This is a genomic window from Flavobacterium macacae (assembly GCF_003865365.1).
Classification (GTDB): Bacteria; Bacteroidota; Bacteroidia; order Flavobacteriales; family Flavobacteriaceae; genus Flavobacterium; species Flavobacterium macacae.
The window spans coordinates 32094-54550 of sequence record NZ_RQVR01000006.1 but is presented as its reverse complement, the minus strand read 5'-3'; the positions used below and the strand labels follow the sequence as shown (position 1 = coordinate 54550).

Annotated in this window: 23 protein-coding genes and 1 tRNA gene; 19 read left to right on the top strand and 5 right to left on the bottom strand. The window is 37.2% G+C overall.

The window, feature by feature from the left end; translation table 11 throughout:
* Window positions 1-95 precede the first annotated feature (95 nt).
* Both dnaJ and EG849_RS06685 read right to left on the bottom strand, forming a co-directional pair.
* Window positions 96-1214, bottom strand: a complete 1119-nt coding sequence (gene dnaJ, locus EG849_RS06690; RefSeq protein ID WP_125012305.1) for a molecular chaperone DnaJ — start codon at window positions 1212-1214, stop codon at window positions 96-98.
* A gap of 52 nt (window positions 1215-1266) precedes the next feature.
* Window positions 1267-1845 (bottom strand): nucleotide exchange factor GrpE, encoded by a 579-nt coding sequence (locus EG849_RS06685; RefSeq protein ID WP_125012304.1) that lies wholly within the window; start codon window positions 1843-1845, stop codon window positions 1267-1269.
* Between the two features lie 305 nt (window positions 1846-2150).
* Between EG849_RS06685 and EG849_RS06680 the strand changes: the two genes are divergently transcribed.
* On the top strand, window positions 2151-2828 hold the full coding sequence (locus EG849_RS06680) for a YceI family protein (RefSeq protein ID WP_125012303.1): 678 nt from the start codon (window positions 2151-2153) through the stop codon (window positions 2826-2828).
* Window positions 2829-2884: 56 nt separating this feature from the next.
* On the opposite strand, the gene EG849_RS06675 is transcribed toward EG849_RS06680, so the two are convergent.
* The gene (locus EG849_RS06675) at window positions 2885-3790 is read right to left on the bottom strand and encodes a TIGR01777 family oxidoreductase (RefSeq protein ID WP_125012302.1); all 906 of its coding nucleotides are present in this window, start codon (window positions 3788-3790) and stop codon (window positions 2885-2887) included.
* 120 nt (window positions 3791-3910) lie between these two features.
* On the bottom strand, window positions 3911-4363 hold the full coding sequence (locus tag EG849_RS06670) for a DUF4442 domain-containing protein (RefSeq protein WP_125012301.1): 453 nt from the start codon (window positions 4361-4363) through the stop codon (window positions 3911-3913).
* Between the two features lie 240 nt (window positions 4364-4603).
* Between EG849_RS06670 and EG849_RS06665 the strand changes: the two genes are divergently transcribed.
* The 5 genes from EG849_RS06665 (at window position 4604) to EG849_RS06645 (ending at window position 9210) form a co-directional block, all read left to right on the top strand.
* Window positions 4604-5110, top strand: coding sequence for a DUF4870 domain-containing protein (locus EG849_RS06665; protein ID WP_125012300.1), 507 nt, complete (start codon window positions 4604-4606; stop codon window positions 5108-5110).
* 91 nt (window positions 5111-5201) lie between these two features.
* Window positions 5202-5531 carry a PadR family transcriptional regulator gene (locus tag EG849_RS06660; protein WP_125012299.1) on the top strand — a complete coding sequence of 110 codons (330 nt, stop codon included), beginning with the start codon at window positions 5202-5204 and terminating at the stop codon, window positions 5529-5531.
* Window positions 5532-5537: 6 nt separating this feature from the next.
* A complete protein-coding gene (locus tag EG849_RS06655) occupies window positions 5538-7307 on the top strand; it encodes a PspC domain-containing protein (protein ID WP_125012298.1) in 1770 nt (589 codons plus the stop codon).
* A 2-nt stretch (window positions 7308-7309) separates the two neighbouring features.
* On the top strand, window positions 7310-8059 hold the full coding sequence (locus tag EG849_RS06650; protein ID WP_125012297.1) for a head GIN domain-containing protein: 750 nt from the start codon (window positions 7310-7312) through the stop codon (window positions 8057-8059).
* A gap of 317 nt (window positions 8060-8376) precedes the next feature.
* A complete protein-coding gene (locus EG849_RS06645; RefSeq protein ID WP_125012296.1) occupies window positions 8377-9210 on the top strand; it encodes a GIN domain-containing protein in 834 nt (277 codons plus the stop codon).
* 64 nt (window positions 9211-9274) lie between these two features.
* On the opposite strand, the gene trxB is transcribed toward EG849_RS06645, so the two are convergent.
* Window positions 9275-10222 carry a thioredoxin-disulfide reductase gene (trxB, locus tag EG849_RS06640; RefSeq protein WP_125012295.1) on the bottom strand — a complete coding sequence of 316 codons (948 nt, stop codon included), beginning with the start codon at window positions 10220-10222 and terminating at the stop codon, window positions 9275-9277.
* A 160-nt stretch (window positions 10223-10382) separates the two neighbouring features.
* Between trxB and EG849_RS06635 the strand changes: the two genes are divergently transcribed.
* The 13 genes from EG849_RS06635 (at window position 10383) to EG849_RS06575 (ending at window position 22427) form a co-directional block, all read left to right on the top strand.
* Window positions 10383-10457 (top strand) — tRNA-Pro (locus tag EG849_RS06635).
* Between the two features lie 482 nt (window positions 10458-10939).
* Window positions 10940-11452 (top strand): ice-binding family protein, encoded by a 513-nt coding sequence (locus EG849_RS06630; RefSeq protein ID WP_125012294.1) that lies wholly within the window; start codon window positions 10940-10942, stop codon window positions 11450-11452.
* Window positions 11431-12537: an ice-binding family protein gene (locus EG849_RS06625; RefSeq protein ID WP_125012293.1), complete on the top strand. Its 1107-nt coding sequence runs from the start codon at window positions 11431-11433 to the stop codon at window positions 12535-12537. Before EG849_RS06630 ends, EG849_RS06625 begins: the two co-directional genes overlap by 22 nt.
* 409 nt (window positions 12538-12946) lie before the next feature.
* Window positions 12947-13834 (top strand): helix-turn-helix domain-containing protein, encoded by an 888-nt coding sequence (locus EG849_RS06620; protein WP_125012292.1) that lies wholly within the window; start codon window positions 12947-12949, stop codon window positions 13832-13834.
* Window positions 13835-14009: 175 nt separating this feature from the next.
* Complete coding sequence (locus EG849_RS06615) at window positions 14010-15131, top strand: muconate/chloromuconate family cycloisomerase (RefSeq protein ID WP_125012291.1); 1122 nt, start codon at window positions 14010-14012, stop codon at window positions 15129-15131.
* Between the two features lie 2 nt (window positions 15132-15133).
* Window positions 15134-15424 carry a muconolactone Delta-isomerase gene (gene catC, locus EG849_RS06610; protein ID WP_125012290.1) on the top strand — a complete coding sequence of 97 codons (291 nt, stop codon included), beginning with the start codon at window positions 15134-15136 and terminating at the stop codon, window positions 15422-15424.
* Between the two features lie 31 nt (window positions 15425-15455).
* Window positions 15456-16385 (top strand): catechol 1,2-dioxygenase, encoded by a 930-nt coding sequence (catA, locus tag EG849_RS06605; RefSeq protein ID WP_199732259.1) that lies wholly within the window; start codon window positions 15456-15458, stop codon window positions 16383-16385.
* A gap of 135 nt (window positions 16386-16520) precedes the next feature.
* The gene (locus EG849_RS06600) at window positions 16521-17864 is read left to right on the top strand and encodes a Rieske 2Fe-2S domain-containing protein (RefSeq protein WP_125012289.1); all 1344 of its coding nucleotides are present in this window, start codon (window positions 16521-16523) and stop codon (window positions 17862-17864) included.
* Window positions 17865-17876: 12 nt separating this feature from the next.
* Complete coding sequence (gene benB / locus EG849_RS06595; protein ID WP_125012288.1) at window positions 17877-18362, top strand: benzoate 1,2-dioxygenase small subunit; 486 nt, start codon at window positions 17877-17879, stop codon at window positions 18360-18362.
* Window positions 18363-18373: 11 nt separating this feature from the next.
* Window positions 18374-19381 carry a benzoate 1,2-dioxygenase electron transfer component BenC gene (benC, locus tag EG849_RS06590; RefSeq protein ID WP_125012287.1) on the top strand — a complete coding sequence of 336 codons (1008 nt, stop codon included), beginning with the start codon at window positions 18374-18376 and terminating at the stop codon, window positions 19379-19381.
* 11 nt (window positions 19382-19392) lie between these two features.
* Window positions 19393-20178: a 1,6-dihydroxycyclohexa-2,4-diene-1-carboxylate dehydrogenase gene (locus EG849_RS06585; RefSeq protein WP_125012286.1), complete on the top strand. Its 786-nt coding sequence runs from the start codon at window positions 19393-19395 to the stop codon at window positions 20176-20178.
* 115 nt (window positions 20179-20293) lie between these two features.
* Complete coding sequence (gene pcaD / locus EG849_RS06580; protein WP_125012285.1) at window positions 20294-21073, top strand: 3-oxoadipate enol-lactonase; 780 nt, start codon at window positions 20294-20296, stop codon at window positions 21071-21073.
* Window positions 21074-21080: 7 nt separating this feature from the next.
* On the top strand, window positions 21081-22427 hold the full coding sequence (locus EG849_RS06575) for a 3-oxoacid CoA-transferase (protein ID WP_125012284.1): 1347 nt from the start codon (window positions 21081-21083) through the stop codon (window positions 22425-22427).
* Window positions 22428-22457: the final 30 nt, after the last annotated feature.

The window sequence follows — 22457 nt, the reverse complement described above, 5'->3', positions numbered from 1 at the left end:
CCCACCCTCATTTGCACAAGGATGGGAAAAATTGCTATGAAAAAGAAAATTACTAGCGAACTAGTAATCCTCAAATATATAAAAAATTTAAAACACTACGAAAACATATCCTTAACTTTTTCAAAAAAAGATTTTTCGCTTTTTTCTGGCTTTGGGATAAAATTTTCTTCAGAAAGTGATTTTTCGAAGAATTGTTTTTGTTCTTTATTTAAGTTTTTTGGAGTCCAAACGTTTACATGAACCAGCAAATCGCCGTTTCCATAACCATTAATACTTGGAATTCCTTTTCCTTTTAAGCGAAGAATTTTACCTGACTGGATTCCTTCTTCTAATTTAATTCTCACTTTTCCGTTTATGGCTTCAATATCTTTTGAAATACCTAAAACGGCTTCCGGATAACTGATATACAGATCCAAATGAAGATTTTCACCTTCACGTTTCAAAAATTCGTGCTCAATTTCTTCAATGGCAACGATTAAATCTCCCGGAATACTGTTGTTTCCTGGCGCATCGTTTCCTTTGTTTCCCACTTTCAATTGCATTCCGTCAGTTACACCTGCAGGAATTTTTATTGAAACGGTATCGTCTTCTACAACCATTCCGTGTGCGTCAGCATTGCTTGGCTTTCCGTCTAGAATTTGGCCAGAACCGCCACAAGACGGACACGTTGAAGCCGACTGCATTCTGCCTAAAATGGTGTTTGTCACACGCATTACTTGGCCTTGCCCGTTACAGGTCGTACAGGTTTTATAGGTAACGCCTTTTGCCTGAACTTTTCTTTTTACTTTTACTTTTTTCTCCACGCCATTGGCAATTTCTTCTAAAGTCAATTGCACTTTGATACGAAGATTGCTTCCTTTTGCCCTGCGAGGCCCACTGCTTTGTCCGCCGAATCCACCGCCAAAACCGCCACCGAAGATGTCCCCGAATTGGCTGAAAATGTCGTCCATATTCATACCGCCTCCATGGAAACCGCCTCCGCCACCGCCTCCGTCAAAAGCTTGATGGCCATATTGGTCGTATTTCGCTTTCTTTTGCGGGTCGCTTAAAATTTCATAAGCTTCGGCTGCTTTTTTAAAGTTTTCTTCTGCTTCTTTATTCCCTGGGTTTTTGTCAGGGTGAAATTCAATGGCTTTTTTTCTGTATGCCTTTTTGATTTCAGCAGCGTCTGCAGATTTCGAAATGCCTAATATTTCGTAAAAATCTTTTTTCATATTCCTATATTATTATGTGGGGACAAAATGGATTATCCCAACGAAACAAAAATTATTGTCCGATTACAACTTTTGGAAAACGGATGATTTTGTCTCCTAATTTGTATCCTTTTTCAAGAACGTCTACGATTTTTCCTTTCAGCTTGTCAGATGGTGCTGGAATTTGCGTGATTGCTTCTGCAAAATCTGCGTTGAAAGCGTCTCCAGCTCTTACTTCTACTTCTTCAAGACCTTTTGAAACCAAGGTGTTCTTTAATTTTTCATGAATTAAATTTACACCTTTAGCCATAGCCTCGTCTTCTGATTTTGAGATTTCGATCATTGCTCTGTCAAAATCGTCAAGAATAGGCAACAATGCTAACAAAACTTCTTGGTTTGCGGTTTTGAAAAGCTCCATTCTTTCTTTAGAAGTTCTTCTTTTATAGTTTTCAAATTCAGCAAAAAGACGCAAGTGTTTGTCTTTTTCAGATGCTAAATCTTGTGTCAATTGCTCTTCAATGCTAAGTTCTTCAACAATTACCTGTTCGTCAACTTGATTGGCATCTAAAGTTGTTTCGTCGATTTCTTGCTCCTTTTCTTGGTTTTCAGCATTCATAGTGTTCTTATTTTTAAATATGTCTTTAAATTTCATAATCTGCTTTTCGTGGGATTGCAAAAGTACTGCCAATTGTGAAAAAATGTCATATTGTCACAGATTTATTTTAAAGATGCGGTGAATCGGCAATCTTGTCAAAGATTAAAAATGGAAATGGCGCTTGGGCTAACCCCGACTGCAGGGAAGAGCATTCGCCTTTTTTGGCGAATCTCTGGAATAAGGCGGGACTAAATTTAAAATTAGTTGCGAGTTTGAGTTCAAAAAAATGCGTTTTTAATATAATTTTAAGAGCTTTAAAAGAAATATTTTGATATGTTTGCGCCAACTAAATTTAATTTTTTATGAAAAATCGTATTGCATCTCTATTGATTTTAAGCGTATTAACTTTGACTGTCTCTTGTAAAAACGACAAAACTACGGAAGCTGAAACCACGGAAGCTGGTACAGTGAAAGATGTTTCAGGAGAAGCGACTCAATATATTGTGGATGCACAAGCGTCTAAAATAGAATGGACGGGATCAAAACCAACAGGAAAACATACAGGAACTATAATGCTTGCTGATGGGGCTGTTTTTTTGAAAGACAGTGTTCTTGATTCTGGAAAATTCAATATTGACATGAACACCATTGTGGTGACTGATTTGACTGGAGATGAAAAATCAAATTTAGAAGCGCATTTAAAAGGAACCGCGCCTGATGCTAAAGAAGCAGACATGGATCACTTTTTTAATGTGAAAAAATTTCCTGCTGGAAGTTTTGAAATTACAAGTGCTAAATCAGAAAACGGCATGACGACCGTGGAAGGTAACTTGACTTTAAAAGGTATTACGAAAAATGTAAAATTTCCTGCAAAAGTAGCTATTGACGGAGATATGATGACTTTAGAAAGTGAGATCTTTTCTATCAACAGAACACTTTGGAATGTTAATTATGCTTCAAAATCAGTTTTTGATAACTTGGGCGACAAATTTGTCAATGACGAAATTGAATTGAAGGTTATCGTTACTGCAAAGAAATAATTATTAATTCACCCCCAGAAAAAGCTCTATTCCTTCAAATAGAGCTTTTTCTATTTTTAGTCTAGCAGGTTTTGGAGCGCTTTATCTAATGTTCTGTATTTGAAGACGAATCCGTTGTCTTGTGCTTTTTGAGAAGATACGTTTTGACTGGACACCAATAAGATGTGCATTTCGCCGAGCGCTAATTTGAGAATAAATGTGGGAACATTTGGAAAAAAATAAGGCTTGTCTAAAACTTTGGCAACCGATTTCACAAGCTCTTCATTATCCACAGGATTTGGTGCTGTGGCATTATAAATTCCTTCCCACTGATGCTGTACGGCAAATTGGTACAGATGTGCCAAATCATCAATATGGATCCAAGATTGCCATTGTTTACCGTCGCCATAAGGTGAAGCTACGCCTAGTTTTATGGGCTTCATTACTTCTTTAAGCATGCCCCCTTTTTTTGAAAACACAAGTCCGGTTCTGATTTTGCAGACTTTTATATTTAATCTTTTAAAATTATCAACGGCCTGTTCCCATTTAACAACCACTTGGCCGAGAAATGAATTGTCGACCGATTTGTTTTCTTCTGTATAAATTGTGGATTTACTGTCGGGATAAATTCCGATGGCAGATGCCGAAACAATTTGTTTGACTTGATTGGGATGTGATTTTAAAGTACGATAAAGTAAATTTGTACTTAACATCCTGCTTTCAATAATTTCTTGCTTGTATTTTGAGGTCCAACGTTTTGAGATGGATGCTCCTGCAAGATGAATGATCGCATCCACACCAACAATTGCTTTTTCATCGATGATTCCCTGTTGCGGATTCCAATAAAAACCTTGGTAATTTTGCTCGTCTTTAATGTCTTTTTTTGAAGTGGTGAGATAATGGATTGACATTCCATTTTGCAATAACAGGGAAACTAATTCTGTTCCAACCAAACCAGTTGCTCCTGTAATCAAAATTTTCATAGCGTATATTTTTATCTTTATCTCAAATTTACAACTACTTGTGTGATAATAAATGTTAATTAAGGTAGGTTTAAGAATTAGGAGTTATAAGTTACTAAGTTGTGAATATGTACTTCATAATTATTTCACACGAACGCTCCATTCAAAATCCATTTCTGAAACTTGTTCTCCTTTTTCATTGACACCAATGGATTTCATCCAGAAAGTTTGCCCCTCGCCTGTTTCGATTGTTTTTTTGACAGCATCTTGAATCAGATGTCCGTCGTTGCAAGTAAAAGTGATTCTTCCTGTTGCTTTTTTGGTAAAGTTCCCTTTGTTATTGGCGACCAGCATTGAGATTTTGTGGCCACTTTCCTTTATATGATACATCACTAAAGCGCCGGTTGTCAATTCAGCGGCCATGGCTTGCACGGCGAAATACATGGAATTAAACGGATTTTGGTTCATCCAGCGGTGTTTGACAGCAACCACGCATCGTGTTTCACTCATTTCCTTTACACGCACACCGCTTATAAATGCAGATGGCAATTTGAAAAAAAGAAATTTATTTAGGTTTCCAGCAGTGAATTTCATCTTTTTTATTTTTCATAAATATAGAAAAATTGATTTAAAGATTAAAAAATTAAATTTTACAAAGATTTATTTCAAAAACAAAATCTCCAAAAAAACCACTAAACATTAACAAACAAGTCATTACAACAAATTAAACAAATTTACATTTGTTAATTTATTGTTAAATATAAGTACTGTGTAAAACAAGATACTGTCTTTTAGCCATATATTTGCATAGGATATTATTATATACTTTTAATCATGGAAACATCAAACGAAAAATCAACAGGAGCACTATTACATTTGAGCGTATTTACGCAGTATTTTATTCCGTTCGGAAATTTTATTTTGCCCGCAATAATTTGGGGAGCCAGAAAAAGCAATTCAAAATTTGTGGACCACCACGGAAAGCAGGCTTTAAATTTCCAATTGAGCATTTTGCTTTACAGTTTGCTTTTAGCACTAATCGCCATTCCGATTTTTATTTTTACGCTTTTTAAAAATATTCCGTCGCGAATGTATTTTAACGAAGATAATTTTCAACTAGAAAACTTCAACCTTGAAAATATCACTGGAATCGTGTTTGTTGCAATTATGGCAGTCTTTTTATTTTGTGTCTTAAAAATGGCCGAATTTTTCTTAGTCATTTATGCCTCTATAAAAGCAGCAAACGGAGAATACTACAAATTGCCACTCACCATCAATTTTATCAGCACCACAGAACCAAACCATACCGCCAATCAAGAACCACAAATTCAAGCAGAGTAATCGTCAAAAAAATTATCATCAAAAATCGAATCATCATCATCAATCATCAATCAAAAAATGAACAGTTTAATTAACAATCTAAAAGCACATTATGAACATTGAAAACACTAAAGCCCAGATGCGTAAAGGTGTATTGGAGTTCTGCATTCTTTCAGTCTTAAAGGAAAAAGACGCTTATACTTCAGAAATACTTGAAACTTTAAAAAGCGCAAAATTACTTGTTGTGGAAGGTACCGTTTATCCTTTATTGACAAGATTAAAAAACGACGGATTACTCAACTATCGTTGGGAAGAATCAACTTCTGGACCGCCAAGAAAATATTATGGCCTGACAGAATTAGGAAAACAATTTTTAAAAGAATTAAATGGTACCTGGACAGAATTGTCAGATGCCGTAAACATTATAACCAGCGAAAACTAAACCATCATGAACAAAACAGTAAATATTAACTTAGGAGGTATGTTTTTCCACATCGATGAAGACGCGTACCAAAAATTAAACCGCTATTTTGAAGCCGTAAAGCGCTCATTATCAAATTCAACAGGAAAAGAAGAGATAATGAAAGACATCGAAATGCGTGTGGCTGAATTGCTTACAGAAAAAAATCGCGGCGACAAGCAGGTTGTTGGACTCAAAGATGTGGAAGAAGTGATCGTGGTAATGGGACAACCAGAAGATTATCGAATTGATGACGAAGGCGCTCCAGAAACGACTTACAGCTACAGCTCTTGCACAAGAAAATCTAAAAAACTGTACCGTGACAAAGACAACGGAATGGTTGGCGGTGTTTTATCTGGATTCGGCCATTATTTAGGCATTGATGCTTTGTGGCTAAGAATCTTGATGGTTATTTTATTCTTCGGATTCGGAACCGGACTTTTAATTTATATCGTGCTGTGGATTTTAATGCCTCCAGCCGTGACAACTACTGAGAAACTTGAAATGACAGGCGAACCGGTAACCATTTCAAACATTGAAAAAAAAGTTCGTGAAGAATTTGACACCCTTTCTGAAAAAATCAAAAATGTAGATTATGATAAATTCGGAAATCAAGTTCAAAATGCTGGAGAAAGAATCGGAAATGGCTTAAGCAATGTAATTCTGAAAATATTTTCAATCATCGGAAAAGTAATCGGTGCCTTTTTGGTAGTAACGGCCGCTTCTACTCTAGTATCCTTATTATTGTTCGCCATCACGGCAGGTTCCTTGACTTTAGGAGAATTTCCGTGGACCGGATATGTTGAGAATTTTACTGAAGTACCACTTTGGATAATCGGTATCTTAACGTTGGGAGCTGTTGGAATTCCGTTTTTCTTCTTGTTGATCTTAGGTTTGAAATTATTGGTTACCAATATGAAATCGATCGGAAATACCGCAAAATATACATTATTAGCACTTTGGATAATTTCTGTTGGATTTTTAATTGCAATGGGAATCAAACAAGCGACACAATTTTCTTTTGATAACAAAGTAGTGATCAAAGAAAACATTGCCTTAAATGCATCAGACACCTTGTTCGTTAAATTTAGATACAATGATTTTCATTCAAAATCAATTGATGACACAAGAGAATTTGTATTCACACAAGACAGCATCGGAAAAGATATTATCCTTTCAAATAATATTGAAATAAACCTTTTAAGCACAGATCAAAAACAGCCTTATCTTCAAATTGAGAAAAAAGCAGAAGGAAAATCATCTTTAGAAGCAAAAAAGAGAGCTGAAAGAATCAATTATAATTTTAAAATTAACGGAAACAAAATCATTCTAGACAACTTTTTCACAACCGAATTAGTTAATAAATACCGTAATCAAAAAGTAAAAATTTACCTTTATATTCCTGAAGGAACTGTTTTTGCTCCAGATGAAACTGTTGACAATTTCACATCCCACAGTGGTTCAAACTTCTCATTATTTAGTGATTACAGAGACGATGAAAACAGAAATTTAGTTTACAAAGCAACAAAATCTGAATTAAAATGTTTAAATTGCCCTGTCAGAGATTATGATGAAAATGGAGAAGAAATTAGGTTAGAATATGATTCAGATAAAAACACAACCACCTCTGACAGCACTTCGACTACCACGATAACCATTAACAACGATGGCATGAGGATCGAAACTCCTCAAACAAATACAAAAAAACCGAAAGGTTTAGAAGAAAATAAAAACGGTGTAATCATTAAATCTAATTAATTATGATTCGAATTATCATTTACCTCATGAAATTATTCATTGTTTTTTTTTGTGCACTTTTCTTTTCTTCTTGTGGCTTCACAATGCGCAGTGATGGATTCTTTGACAACGGAATTACGGGAAGTGGAAACACAAAAACCGAATCAAGAACAGTTACTTCACCTTTTGAAAAAATAGATGTAAATCAAGGAATAACAGTCATTGTCGAACAATCTGACAGCACCGCAATTACTGTTGAAGCTGACGACAATATCATTTCTCACATCATCACAAAAATCGAAAACGGAATGCTAATTATTGAATCTGACAATAGTTTTAGCGCTAATTCAACTCCAACAGTAAGAGTTAAAATGCCTATAATTTCTGGACTTTACGCTTCAAGCGGTTCAAGTATAAAAAGCTCAAATACGTTAAAAACTGAAGACATTAAAACCACATCAAGTTCTGGAAGCAGCGTGGAAATTAGTGTAGAAGCAGATAATATTGTTGCCGAAACATCAAGCGGAAGCTCCATGCAAGTTTCAGGAAAAGCCTTAAAACTTTCAGCCGATTCTTCTAGTGGAAGCACCTTAGACGCCGGATCTTTATCTGCAAACGATGTGACAGCAAAGTCTTCAAGTGGCAGTTCTACAGACGTAAACCCAATTCTTAGCTTGAACGCAAAAGCATCAAGCGGAAGTTCAGTAAACTATAAAAAAACGCCAAAATCCCTGATAAAAGAAGAATCTTCTGGCGGCAGCGTATCACTTTAAAACTAAAAATCCTGATAAGAAATTATCAGGATTTTTTTTGAACCAAACACAGTTACATTTTTCAAACCTTTTTCCTGCTGCAGCAACTCGCTTTAAACCTGTTGAGCACAGGCTTAAGAGCTCAAACAAGTGCCGCATCAGGGTTATTTCTCAAACTTCCTGGCCTTTTTTAAAAATCAGTTTCGGCATCTTTGCCTCCAAAAAAATGCATCATGCTTAAAATAAGAAACATCGAAAAAAAACAATTTCTTACAAATAAATAAACGTACAACTTATTCATTGTTTCTATATATTTGTCTTGAAAACCCAAATTTATAATGAAAAAAAAACTACTATTTGCCCTACTTTGTGTCAGCTGCGTTTCTTTTGCCCAAAGCAAAGAAAAAATTAAAGGCACAAAAACAGTAACGATCGCTCCTCGTGAAATCAAAGCCTTCGAGAACATTGAAGTTGAAGACAACATTGAAGTTTTTTTAATCAAAGGAGACAACAACGCTCTGGAAATTGAAGCAGATGAAAACCTACATGAAATCATTGAATCGACGATCAACGCAGGAACGCTCCACCTTACAACTACAAAAAACGCTACGGGCTATAAAAAACTCAGTGTAAAAATTACGTACACCAGCGATTTAAAATTGATTACAGCAAAAAACGAAGTCACTATCAATGCACTTTCTGACATCGAATTAGACAATATTACTTTTAAAACTTACGATTATACCAAATTATTCTTAAACGTAAAATCAAGGATTTTCACCATTTTTGCCAATGACAAATCAAAAGTGGAACTGAATGTAAAATCAGAAAATGCAGCGGTTGAATTAAGCAAAAATGCAAATATGAAAGCCTTGATCTCATCAGAAGAATTAAAGTTTGACATGTACCAAAAGTCAATAGCCGTGGTTGAAGGCGACATTGTCAATTTAAAATTGCGCCTTGACAACAATGCTTATTTTACTGGAAAAAACTTATCCGCAAAAAATGCCGAAATCATTACAGAAGCTTATGCAACGGGAAGTATTTTAGTAACTGAAAAAACCATTTTAGACGTTTCGGGAAAATCAGAATTACAGCTTTTTGGAGATCAAAAAATAGAAATCAAAAGATTTACTGACAGCGCAGTAATCATGAAAAAGCCAACAAAATAAAAACAAAAAAAAATCCCGAATTCGCATTCGGGATTTTTTTATCATTTAATTTCTGAAGAATAAATTATTCTAAAGCTGCTAGATAACGTTCTGCGTCAAGAGCGGCCATACATCCCGTTCCTGCCGCAGTAATCGCTTGGCGGTATTCTTTATCTTGCACGTCTCCCGCAGCAAAAACACCTGGAAGATTGGTTTTTGTGGATTTTCCTGGCGTAATCAAATATCCCGTTTCGTCCATGTCTAATTGGCCTTTGAAAATATCCGTATTGGGTTTGTGGCCAATCGCAATAAACAATCCTGTAATTGCAATTTCAGCTTTTTCCCCCGTAACATTATTTACCATTCTCAGGCCTTCCACAACTTGGTCTCCTAAAACCTCATCCACTTCGGTATTGTAGATCACTTTTAAATTTGGTGTGTTTTCAACACGGTGCTGCATTGCTTTTGAAGCTCTCATCGCATCTTTACGAACAAGCATGGTTACGCTTTTGCAAATATTGGCTAGATAAGTGGCTTCTTCAGCCGCAGTATCTCCCGCTCCAACAATGGCCACATCTTGATTTTTATAGAAAAAACCATCACACACCGCGCAGGCAGAAACACCGCCCCCGCGTAATTTTTGCTCACTTGGTAAGCCTAAATACTTTGCAGTAGCTCCAGTCGAGATAATTACGGTTTCAGCATGAATTTGCTTTTTCCCATCAACGATAACTTTGTGGATGCCGCCTTTTTCTTTAGAAAATTCTACAGAAGTTGCCATACCGATTCGAACTTCCGTTCCAAAACGTTCTGCTTGCTGCTGCAACTGGACCATCATCGTTGGTCCATCAATTCCTTCTGGATATCCTGGAAAGTTATCAACTTCAGTAGTGGTAGTTAATTGTCCACCAGGTTCCATACCTGTATATAAAAGAGGCTTCATGTCAGCACGAGCTGCATAAATGGCTGCAGAATATCCGGCTGGTCCAGAACCTATGATCAAACATTTTACTTTTTCAATTGTATCAGACATAATGTGTATTAAGTTTGTATTTCCAGATGCAAAAATACGTTTTTATTAAAAATTTTCAGCCATAACTAAATCACTTTTAACTATTCAAAAATAATATTATCCTATTTTCATATTTATGTTGCAAAATTAAAATTTAGCAGTATATTTGCACTCACAATTTCGGGGTGTAGCGTAGCCCGGTTATCGCGCCTGCTTTGGGAGCAGGAGGCCGCAGGTTCGAATCCTGCCACCCCGACGCAAAGCCTGCTTTGGTAGCATAAACCTCTTAAATTTTATAATTTAAGAGGTTTTTTTATTTTACTCTAATAAAAATTTATTTTGAGAATTATTGCAATAGAACTTAGATACTTCAATGGCATTCCATTTTACACATCAAAAAGAGCAGATATTTACTGACCCTTGCTGTTTTATATTCAATATTTAAACAAAGACAAGAGTTTTACTTCCAACCTGAATCTATCAAGAAAGACAGCCATTATAAAATAACATTTTAATAAATGTTTTAAAACTAAGAAAGCAACAAACCTTATTCCTTAAACATATTGTAAAATAAAATTGCAAAATCATTTTTTTAACAATAATAATAAAATATAAATAATTTATATTTTAAATTACAAAAAACTTCTTTTACGAAACGTTAAATAAAAAAACATAACCCAAATGGCAAGGTACATTTGACCTGAAAGCGATAATTAATTCGCAAGTAAACCTCAAATAATGAATAAAATTTTACAGACAGCAATTGCAATTGCCCTATCTTTTTTTCCAATACTTACTGCAGCTCAAGCTCCTCCTTTAGGCACTGTTGCAGATTTTGTTCTATTTTCAACAGACGGCGCGGTAACAAACACAGGATTATCACAGCTTACCGGAAATGTCGGCACTAACAATGGGCCAATTACCAATTTTGGAAATGTAGATGGATTGATGCAGGGCGCAACCAGCACTACAGCAGCTGCAGTAGCCGACCTTACAATTGCTTATAATTTTTTAGATGCCGCCATACCGACTTACTTTCCAGCACCTTTATTAGGAAATGGCGCCGTATGGACACCTGGAATTTATTCAGTGGCACAGACTGCTACGTTGGATAACACTCTGACATTAGACGCGCAAGGAAACGGCAATGCCATATTTATTATTCAGATTGAAGGGGCTTTTTCTTCAACCTCTGGATCACAGATAATTTTGGCAAATGGCGCCCAAGCATGCAACGTATTCTGGAAATAGAGGGACTGGTAAATCTTGCCACAAACACATTATTTAAAGGAACTGTTATAGCAAATAATGCTGCAATAGTTTTCAATACAGGCGTACAATTAGAAGGCCGTGTTTTATCAACTACCGGAGCAATTACCATTTCTGGTACCGTGTCAAGAAAACCTTCTGGATGCGGAAGCGCTGTGTTAACTGGCCCTCTGGCACCAAGTTTAGGAACGGTGGCCTGTTATACCATTTTCTCTGGAAATGGTGGCGTAACCAATACAGGAGTCACTTATATTACTGGAGATGTGGGAACAAATGTAGGATTAGCAACTGGCTTCCAAGCAATGAACGTTACTGGAACTATCCATCCTACTCCTGACGTTTCAACCGCACAGTGCAGTGATGACTTGAATGTGGTGTATGCTTATTTGAATACGCTTACGTCAGACATACCGCTATTGTTTCCCGCAGATTTTGGAAATGACCTGGTACTGACACCACATACCTATACTTTAGATGCCGCAACAGTCTTGACAGGAAAAGTAACTTTCAATGCGCAAGGAAATCCAAATGCCATTTTTGTAGTGAAGATTAACGGAGCGCTTTCTACCAGCACTTCTGCTACGGTCGAACTTATCAACGGAGCACAGGCAAAAAATATCTTTTGGAAAGTAGATGGTGCCACAAACTTAAATTACAATTCTGTTTTTAAAGGGACCGTCATTGGAAATAATGGCGCAGTAATCTTGAATACGGGAGTAGCCATCGAAGGAAGGGTACTAAGCACCACTGGAGCTATCAGTACGTTTACAATCAGTGCTACCATGACGCCAGGCTGTGAGGCCTTGGGGATAAAAGATTATGTATTGCCTGTAGCAAAATTTTATCCCAACCCGTTCAGCTCCAGCTTTACGGTAGGTGTTGACAATGGCTTCCAAGATAACAGTAGTGAGCTTGCCGTATATAATTCTGTTGGATCTATTGTATTGCAAAAAAAATTGACAGATACTACAAATACAATAAGCACAAGCCTTCCTTCTGGGGTATATTATTATAAGCTACTTAGCGACAGCGGTAAAGTACAGACTGGAAAACTGGTCGCAAAATAACAGTTAAAAATCAAAATGCGCTCCTGAAATGGAGCGCATTTTTACAAGAATTCTGTATTGCTATAAGTATATACAGAATATGTAACAGTATAGAAGTTACGCTATTTTTTTAAAAGTTCATATGTCTTTTTTAAAAAACATATTTTGATAGACTTAATTCTACCCAGGGCTATTCAGAGAGCTTTCGTTGGCAGCTTAAACCTCTTAAATTATAAAAATTTAAGAGGTTTTTCTTTTTCCTTAAAATTGCTACCATAATAATAGTAACCAAATCAATAATAAAGCTCTACGCGTAAGCAACAGGTTTCACTGTTACAAACCGCTTTGTAAAATATACGACAGCATCTAAATGGAGATATTTAGCATAAATTTCATTAAATTTGTTTCTGCAACCTCTTATTGATCAAACGTGCTGAAAAAACTATATTTTGAAGGTCTTTACGGAAACGACTCCATCGAGTTTGTCAAAGGCCTAATTAATATTTCTCCGTTTGGTGTAATTGGAAAACAATTTGATGGGGAAGTAAAACCTCATATCCACAACAATCTTTTTCAAATTTTCATTATTGAGAACGGAACTACCGAGCTCATTTTCAATGAAATGCAATATTCAATTTCAGGACCATGCTTTATTACGGTGCCAAAAAATACCGAACACGGATTCATGCACCAAACCGATATGAAAGGTTGGATCATAACCTTGTCAGACAAAGTACTTGAAAATATGCTGTTCCGGGAAGCCGAAGTTATCTTCGAAATGGATGCCATCCATATTACTACGGTCAATCTTCAAGACGAAATATTAAAAGAAGTATATCAAACGATGCAAAAATGCGTGGAAGAATACTTGAACAATCTTCCGGGTAAACTTTTAATGCTTCAAAATTTGGTCGGGCAGATCATAGTCCAGCTGTATCGACTTCCTTCTGAATCAAGAAAAATCATTACTTCTCCAGATAATTCTGGAAAAATTTACTTCAGGCGTTTTCAGCAATTAATCAAGGTTTCTTATTCCTTTAAAAAAACCGTTGAAAAATATGCCCATGAATTAGGTATTTCTGCTGGTCATTTAAATCGTATCTGCCACTCTATAGCGGCAAAATCGCCCAAAGACATCATCATTGATTTTTTCATTACCGAAGCACAATTGGCATTAACCAATCCTGAAAATTCTATTACGGAGATCTCTTATAATTTAAGTTTTGAAGATCCGGGGTACTTCACGCGGCTTTTTAAAAAAAGAACGGGATTGACGCCAAAGGCCTTCCGTGAAAAAATTGGGGTCAAAATTCACTAATTTTTTGCTGGATTCTCGGTTTTCCTGTGGCTTGATTTGTCTCATTTTTAATTCAATAGTCCTATAATAGACTTTTTATTTAGTTCTAAATTTGTAAAACTCAAATAAGTGAGCGGTCACTCAATCGTTTTCGAGATCACTCACTTTTGATAAATTAACATTTACAGCTATTAAAATGGAGTATCCACTTATTGAAAAAATTGAGACCACAATTGTTGATTTGCCAACAATCCGTCCGCACCATCTTTCTATGGCCGTAATGAGAAGCCAGGCCATGGTCATTATTCGTCTATTTTGTAGCGACGGCATTGAAGGAATTGGGGAATCCACAACGATTGGAGGAATTAGCTATGCCGATGAATCTCCAGAAGGAATCAAACTTAACATTGATACTTATTTTACCCCGCTTTTAGTCGGAAAGCCTGCCACACAAATCAACGCATTAATGAAAATGCTGGATAAAAATGTGTCGGGAAATAATTTTGCCAAATCAGGAATTGAAACTGCCTTGTTAGACGCGCAGGGAAAACGATTGGGCGTTCCGGTTTCTGCTCTATTTGGAGGCACGATTAAAAATACGCTGCCCGTTTTATGGACGTTAGCAAGTGGCGATACCCAAAAAGACATTGACGAAGCGCACCAACTAATCAAAGAAAACCGCCACAATACCTTTAAACTGAAAATTGGAGCTAAAGATCCGGATGTAGACGTAGCGCACGTTTCAGCAATTAAAGCTGCCGTGGGTTCTTCTATAAAAGTGACGGTAGATGTAAATCAAGCGTGGTCAGAATCGGTGGCTAAAAGATACATTCAAAAACTGCAGGACAACGGCGTTGATTTAATTGAACAGCCCATTGTAAAGACAAATTTTGAAGGCTTGGCACGTTTAACAGACTATTTTGAAGTTCCAATTATGGCAGATGAAGCAGCAGGAACAGTAGTGGACGCTTTTAAATTGGCTAAAATTTATGCGGCCAGCGTATTTGCCTTAAAAATCTCAAAATCAGGAGGCTTGACTAATATTCACCGCCAAGCAGCAATTGCACAAGGTGCTGGCATCTCACTTTATGGCGGCACGATGCTGGAAGGAACTATCGGAACTTTGGCTTCAGCCCATCTTTTTGCAACGCTTCCAAATTTAGATTGGGGAACAGAACTTTTCGGGCCTTTGCTTTTAACGGATGATATTGTAAAAAAACGTATTGTCTACAAAGACAACGGAATGGAAATTCCGCAAGGTCCCGGTTTGGGAATTGAGCTGGACATGAATCAAATTGAAAAATACAAAAGAAAATAGCTATGTTATATTTAGTAGAAATGGATGTAAACATCCCGGAATCTTGGAGTGAAGAAAAACTGCAGGATTATATCACAAGAGAAAAAGCGTGTTCGCAAGGACATCAAAAATCTGGCAAATGGGTGTATTTATGGCGTGTTGCTGGAAAATACTCGAATGTCAGCGTTTTAGATGTAGAAAGTCCGGATGAATTGCACCAAATTATCAGTTCATTGCCTCTCTTTCCTTACATGGATATCAACGTGAAGAGTTTATGCAAACATCCGAATGCCATTCGCGAAACAATGATTTAAGAAAACAACAAACAAACTAAACAATTATAAAATGAAAAGAATGGACCAGGCAGTAATTGATGCTGCAATAAAAGAAATTACTTCGCAAGAAAAAGCAGGACAAGGAAACGAAAGAATAAAAGAAATTACAAATCGTCTGATGAGTGATTTGTTCAATGCAATGGCTGATTTAGACATTACTTCTGAAGAAATGTGGAAGGCTTGCAATTTCTTGACCCAAGCTGGAAAAAGCAACGAATTTGGATTGCTTTATGCAGGTTTAGGCATCGAGCGCTTTATCGATGTAAAAATGGATTGGGAAGATGCACAAGCCGGAATCGAGTTAAAAACGCCTCGTACCATCGAAGGTCCGTTATATGTTGCTGGTGCTCCAGAATTTAACGGATTTGCAGAATTAGAAACAGTTGCTGAACCAGATAGCGAAAGATTATATATGTCAGGCGTGGTGCGTGATGAAGACGGAAATCCAATCAGCAATGCTAAAGTAGAAGTTTGGCATTGTAATTTAAAAGGTTTGTATTCTATTTTTGATTCTTCACAACCAGCTTATAACCTTAGACGTAGCATTATCACAGATGCTGAAGGAAGATATGAATTCAAATCTTTTGTGCCCGTGGGTTATGCATGTCCTCCAGGTGGATCAACAGATACCTTAATGTCTTTATTGGGACGCCATGGAGCTCGTCCGGCTCACATTCACTTTTTTGTATCAGCGCCAACCTACAGAAAGTTAACTACGCAGATCAACATTGAAGGAGATCCATTGACTTTTGATGATTTTGCATTTGCAACACGTCCTGAATTAGTTCCTCATATTACACGTTTGTCGCTTGAAGAAGCAAAAGCAACTGGTAAAGACGAACCGTATGCATCGATTTCTTTTGATTTCAACATGATTCACGATAGTGATAAAATTGTACCGGGAGAAAATCAAAGAACCAGAGTTTCTTTAGACAAATAATAAACTTTTTTCATAGAAAAGAATTGTGAACCTTTCTCCAGCGATTCTTTCTTTACAATTTCATTTTTAAATCTCAATGCAAGTATTAGGCTAAAAATAGCCTGATCGGGATTTTTATTGCCAAAAAAATAAAATATGAACGTTACAAAAGAATATATAGACAGTCTATTGGTTCATGATAAAGAAGCGGGACAATACAAGCACAATCGCGAATCTTTTACCAATCCAGATCTTTTTGAATTAGAAATAAAGGCCATTTTCGAGAACAATTGGGTGTACTTAGCACACGAAAGCCAGATTAGCGAAAAAAATGATTATTTCAGTACTTTTATTGGTACACAACCTGTTTTTATTGCTAAAAATAAAGAAGGAGAATTAAATGCTTTTATCAACGCCTGCTCTCACAAAGGAGCAATGCTGTGCCGTCATAAAAAAGGCAACAAAGCAACGTTTACGTGCCCTTTCCACGGTTGGACATTCAATAATTCTGGAAAATTACTAAAAGTAAAAGATCCAAGAGAAGCCGGTTATCCTGACGAATTCAATTGCGAAGGTTCTCATGATTTGAAAAAAGTAGCCAAATTTGATTCTTATAAAGGATTTCTTTTTGGAAGCTTAAATGAAGACGTTCAATCTTTAGAAGACTATTTAGGCGATACCAAAGTGATTATTGACCAAATGGTAGACCAAACTGAAAATGGTTTGGAAGTGCTAAAAGGGAGTTCGTCTTATATCTATAACGGAAACTGGAAACTGCAGATCGAAAACGGTGCTGATGGCTATCACGTGAGTTCGGTTCACTGGAATTATGTGGCCACAATGGGACGCCGTAATTATGAAAAAGAAGGAACAAAAGCGGTTGACGCCAATTCGTGGTCAAAATCAGTAGCAGGAGTTTATGGTTTTGATAACGGACATATTTTATTGTGGACAAGAAAATTAAACCCAGAAGTCAGTCCGAATTACCATACTAAAGATGCTTTAATCAAAAAATACGGAGAAGACAAAGCCGATTTCATGATTAATTACACTCGTAATTTGGCTGTTTATCCAAACGTCTTTTTAATGGACCAATTTTCTACTCAAATTCGTGTCGTGAGGCCAATTTCAGTAAACGAAACAGAAGTAACCATTTATTGTTTTGCTCCAAAAGGGGAAGAAGCTGAAGCGAGAGCAACGCGCATTCGCCAGTATGAAGATTTCTTTAACGTAACAGGAATGGGAACTCCCGATGATTTAGAAGAATTCCGCTCGTGCCAAATTGGTTACAAAGGAATTTCGTCTAAATACAGCGACATGAGCCGTGGTGCCAAACATTGGATTTATGGCCCAGACGAAAACGCAACAAAAATGGGCATCAACCCAAAATTAAGTGGAATTAAATCAGAAGATGAAGGTTTGTTCCTAATGCAACACGAGTATTGGCAAAATGTTTTGAAACAAGCCGTGGCCGACGAAGAAAAAACTACAACCGTTTAATTTCCGAAAAAAATGACAGATTACAGCAAAATACTAGCCTTTTTGTACAAAGAAACGCGTCTTCTTGACGACAAGCAATGGGACGAATGGTTGAAATTATACCACGAAGATTGTACCTACTGGATGCCCGCTTGGACCGATGAGGACGAATTGACGCAAGATCCTCAATCTGAAATTTCTTTAATTTATTACGCAAATAAAGGAGGTTTGGAAGATCGTGTTTTCCGTATTAAAACGGAAAGATCATCGGCTTCAATGCCAGAACCAAGAACGGCGCATAACGTTACGAATGTAGAAATTCTTGAAGAAACGGAAACCGAAATTAAAATCCGTTTTAATTGGCATACTAACAGTTTCCGTTACCAAACATTAGATCAATATTTTGGAACTTCCTTTTATACTTTATCAAAAGAAGAAGATTCGTTCCAGATTACCAATAAAAAAATAATTCTTAAAAACGATTATATCCGTCAGGTTTTGGATATCTATCACGTTTAAATTACACAAATATGGCAAAAATTGCATTGAATTTTGAAGATGGCGTAACCCGCTTTATCGAAAGCAATTCTAACGAAACTATTGCAGAGGCAGCTTATCGCGTAGGCGTGAATATTCCGCTTGACTGTGCTGATGGTGCTTGCGGTACCTGTAAATGTCTATCAAAATCGGGATCTTTCGATCCAGGAGATTATATTGAAGAAGCGCTGTCTGATGAAGAAGCGGCGGAAGGTTACGGTTTAGCGTGCCAAATGCGCGCCCAGTCGGATATGGTGGTTGATATCTTGGCAAGTTCTGAAGCTTGTAAAGTAACTGCTACAGCCTTAGAAACTGAAATTACTGCGGTGGAATTTGTTTCATCTGAAATTGTAAAGTTAAAAGCTAAAATTTTAGACGGAAGCTCCATTAATTTCTTGCCCGGACAATATGCTCATATCGAGATTCCTGGTTCAGGATTAACGCGCTCGTACTCGTTTAACTGTTTGCCCGACACTAATGAAATGGAGTTTTTGATCCGTTTGCTTCCCGACGGATTAATGAGCAATTATTTGAGAGAAGGTGCTCAAGTGGGAGAAAAACTAAGCATTACAGGTCCAATTGGTAGTTTTTATAGCCGTGAATTTACAAAACCAACACTTTTATTTGCTGGTGGAACCGGAATTGCGCCTTTCATTTCAATGTTGGAAAAATTAGCCGTTGAAGGAAATAACCAAGAAGTGAAATTGTTTTACGGAGCGACAGTGGCAGAAAATGTGGTGGAACTAGACCGTATCAATGCCTTGGGAGTTAATCTTCAAGTTTACACTTGTACCTCAAACGAAGCGGCAGCTAATCATGCAAATGGGTATGTGACGCAATGGGTTAATAAAACGGTTTTAACAGCTGACGTTTATGATGTGTACATCTGCGGACCAAATGCCATGGTTGATTCGGTAAAAGCTTCCTTAGAAGAAAATCAAATCAAGCATTCTAATTTCTATACAGAAAAATTTGTTCCAACAGGAGCCGTTTCTGCTTAATACAAACAACTATGATTTTTCATAACAGATTTAAAGATAAAGTAGCCATTGTTACCGGTGCCGCACAAGGCATCGGTAAAGGCGTGGCGATAAGAATAGCGAATGAAGGTGCCAAAACCGTTTTAGTGGATCGCTCTTCGGTGGTTTTCGACATTGCAGATCAACTAAAAAAAGAAGGATTTGACGTGATTGCGGTTCAAGCCGATTTAGAAACTTTTGAAGGCTTTCAAAACGTGGCCCAACAAACGGTCCGTGCTTTCGGAAAAATTGAAATCCTGATAAATAATGTTGGTGGCACCATTTGGGCAAAACCTTTCGAAAAATATGAAGAAGACGAAATTATCAAAGAAGTAAATCGCTCGCTTTATCCCACTTTATGGGGTTGCAGAAGCGTCTTGCCAGCGATGATTGAAAACGGCGGCGGTGTGATCGTTAACGTCTCATCAGTAGCGACACGAAGCGTAAACCGAGTGCCTTATGCAGCAGCAAAAGGAGGCGTAAATGCCATTACGGCTTCCTTGGCTTTTGAACAAGCTGAAAACAATATTCGTGTAGTTGGTGTAGCTCCGGGAGGAACAGAAGCGCCACAACGAATTATTCCCAGAAATGAAAACCCGCAAAGCGAAGCAGAAAAATTGTGGTACCAGCAAATCGTAGACCAAACAAGAGAATCTTCATTGCAGAAAAAATACGGTACCATAGAAGATCAAGTGGCTGCAATTCTATTTGTAGCATCAGATGAAGCAAAATATATTACGAGTTCCACCCTTGCGGTTGCAGGAGGCGATTTAGGATAATCTTTTTTGAATATTCTAAGCATACTTTAAGATCAAACGATTAGAAAAAGAGTAACTTTATAGTACCTAAAAACACGTTTAAATTACTGATTTTCAAAACAAAAACAAATACAAAATGTCTTTAGTTAAATTAACCAACTTTGAATGTCATTACGAATTTGAAAATTTCGGGCATGACCAAGTCATTATCTTTTCTAACTCATTGGGAACAGATTTTTCAATGTGGGAAAAACAAGTAGATATCCTAAGCCATCATTTTAATATTTTACGGTACGACACACGGGGTCACGGGCTTAGTACAAACGATAAAGAAGCATTAACAATTGCCGAGTTAGGCCAAGATGTGATCGAATTGTTAGATCAACTACAATTAGAAAAGGTTACTTTTTGCGGTCTTTCTATGGGTGGCTTAATTGGCCAATGGTTAGGCATTAACCATCCGAAGCGTTTTGAAAAAATAATTTTGAGCAATACCGCTTCTAAAATCGGAAATGCCGAAGGATGGAATGCCCGTATTGACCAAGTTGCCAAAAATGGTTTAGCAAGTATTTTAGAAGGAACAGCGCTTCGCTGGTTTACGGAAGATTTTAGAAATAACCATTCGAACGAAGTTGATGCAATTTTAGAAAAATTTGCAAAAAATAGCCTAAAAGGATATTGTGCCAATTGTGCCGCTGTTCGTGATGCCGATTTCAGCGACCAATTGCAAGATATCGAGGTGCCCACAATGATTATCAGCGGTATCCAAGATGAAGTTACTACTGTAGAAGATGGAAAATTCATGGCGAAAAGAATACCAGATTCGCGCCATTTTGAATTGAATGCAGCCCATTTATCAAACGTTGAATTAGGTGAAGAATTTTCAAAATACATCATTTTCTTCAACCAACATTAAAAAAATTATGAAAAAAGTACCTCAATTAACCCTGAACGAAGCGGTTGCTTTTGTTAAGGATGGCGATACATTATTGCAAGGCGGATTTGGGATGACAGGAAATCCTGTTCACCTGATGCATGCTTTGGCAGAAACCACTACCAAAAATTTAACTTTCATTGGAAACAATGTAGGTGAAGTAGGCATCGGTGGCGGCAGATTATTAAGAAACGGACAGATTAAAAAAATGATTGGTTCGTTTTTTACCAGCAATCCAGAAGCGGTAAAAGCTGCACAAGACGGAACCGTAGCATATGAATTGATTCCTCAAGGAACGTTAGCCGAAGCTTTACGTGCTGGTGGTGCAGGAATCGGTGGTTTTTATACGCCAACGGCTGTTGGAACTCCAATTGCAGAAGGAAAAGAAACAAAAGTAATTGACGGCGTGGAACAACTTTTTGTAAAAGGAATTCGCGGCAATGTAGCTTTTATTCGTGCTTGGAAAGCCGATACCGCTGGAAACTTAGTGTATCGTATGACCGAGCAAAACTTTAACCGAGCGATGGCAACTGCCGCAGACTTGGTTATTGTAGAAGTAGAAGAAATTGTAGCGGAAGGAAGCATCGATCCAAATGAAGTGCATACGCCGGGCTGTTTTGTAAATTATTTGGTGCAGGCGACACTTACGGTAGAAGATTTAGGTTCTTCTGCCTCTGTTGGAAAAGGGAAAAAAGTAAGCGAAGACCGATTGAATATGGCAAAACGCGCACTTCAGGAACTTAAAAAAGGAGATGTTGTCAACTTAGGAATTGGTATCCCAACTTTGGTAGCCGATTTTATTACGCCAGAAGCAGGAATTATTCTGCATACCGAAAACGGAATGTTGGGCGTTGGTCCAGAACCGGCAGATGGCGGGGGCGCAATGGATTATCCTGTTAATGCTGGGAAAATTCCAATTACGGCACTTCCGGGAAGCAGTTATTTTGACAGTGCTGAATCTTTCGCCATGATTCGGGGTAAGCACATTGACATCGCCATTATGGGAGGTTTAGAAGTAGATGAGCATGCCAATTTAGCCAATTGGGCTGTTCCGGGACAACCACTTTTAGGAGTTGGCGGTGCGATGGATTTAGCTTCAGGAGCAAAACGTTTAATCATCACCATGAACCACAACAATAAAGATGGAAGTTCTAAAATTGTTCCAACGTGTAAACTGCCGTTAACTGCATTAAATAATGTGGAAATGGTGATTACAGATTTGGCAGTTTTTAAATATATCGATAAAAAATTGACGCTGATTGAATTAATGCCAGGTGCTACTCTTGAAGAAGTAAGAGAAAAAACCGAAGCAAATTTCATAGAGCAATTATCATAAATTAAAAAGGCAGAAATAAACATCTGCCTT

Coding starts and splice junctions, on each gene's coding strand:
- dnaJ (WP_125012305.1), bottom strand. CDS start 1,214: ATGAAAAAAGATTTTTACGAAATATTAGGCATTTCGAAATCTGCAGAC.
- EG849_RS06685 (WP_125012304.1), bottom strand. CDS start 1,845: ATGAAATTTAAAGACATATTTAAAAATAAGAACACTATGAATGCTGAA.
- EG849_RS06680 (WP_125012303.1), top strand. CDS start 2,151: ATGAAAAATCGTATTGCATCTCTATTGATTTTAAGCGTATTAACTTTG.
- EG849_RS06675 (WP_125012302.1), bottom strand. CDS start 3,790: ATGAAAATTTTGATTACAGGAGCAACTGGTTTGGTTGGAACAGAATTA.
- EG849_RS06670 (WP_125012301.1), bottom strand. CDS start 4,363: ATGAAATTCACTGCTGGAAACCTAAATAAATTTCTTTTTTTCAAATTG.
- EG849_RS06665 (WP_125012300.1), top strand. CDS start 4,604: ATGGAAACATCAAACGAAAAATCAACAGGAGCACTATTACATTTGAGC.
- EG849_RS06660 (WP_125012299.1), top strand. CDS start 5,202: ATGAACATTGAAAACACTAAAGCCCAGATGCGTAAAGGTGTATTGGAG.
- EG849_RS06655 (WP_125012298.1), top strand. CDS start 5,538: ATGAACAAAACAGTAAATATTAACTTAGGAGGTATGTTTTTCCACATC.
- EG849_RS06650 (WP_125012297.1), top strand. CDS start 7,310: ATGATTCGAATTATCATTTACCTCATGAAATTATTCATTGTTTTTTTT.
- EG849_RS06645 (WP_125012296.1), top strand. CDS start 8,377: ATGAAAAAAAAACTACTATTTGCCCTACTTTGTGTCAGCTGCGTTTCT.
- trxB (WP_125012295.1), bottom strand. CDS start 10,222: ATGTCTGATACAATTGAAAAAGTAAAATGTTTGATCATAGGTTCTGGA.
- EG849_RS06630 (WP_125012294.1), top strand. CDS start 10,940: ATGAATAAAATTTTACAGACAGCAATTGCAATTGCCCTATCTTTTTTT.
- EG849_RS06625 (WP_125012293.1), top strand. CDS start 11,431: ATGCAACGTATTCTGGAAATAGAGGGACTGGTAAATCTTGCCACAAAC.
- EG849_RS06615 (WP_125012291.1), top strand. CDS start 14,010: ATGGAGTATCCACTTATTGAAAAAATTGAGACCACAATTGTTGATTTG.
- catC (WP_125012290.1), top strand. CDS start 15,134: ATGTTATATTTAGTAGAAATGGATGTAAACATCCCGGAATCTTGGAGT.
- catA (WP_199732259.1), top strand. CDS start 15,456: ATGAAAAGAATGGACCAGGCAGTAATTGATGCTGCAATAAAAGAAATT.
- EG849_RS06600 (WP_125012289.1), top strand. CDS start 16,521: ATGAACGTTACAAAAGAATATATAGACAGTCTATTGGTTCATGATAAA.
- benB (WP_125012288.1), top strand. CDS start 17,877: ATGACAGATTACAGCAAAATACTAGCCTTTTTGTACAAAGAAACGCGT.
- benC (WP_125012287.1), top strand. CDS start 18,374: ATGGCAAAAATTGCATTGAATTTTGAAGATGGCGTAACCCGCTTTATC.
- EG849_RS06585 (WP_125012286.1), top strand. CDS start 19,393: ATGATTTTTCATAACAGATTTAAAGATAAAGTAGCCATTGTTACCGGT.
- pcaD (WP_125012285.1), top strand. CDS start 20,294: ATGTCTTTAGTTAAATTAACCAACTTTGAATGTCATTACGAATTTGAA.
- EG849_RS06575 (WP_125012284.1), top strand. CDS start 21,081: ATGAAAAAAGTACCTCAATTAACCCTGAACGAAGCGGTTGCTTTTGTT.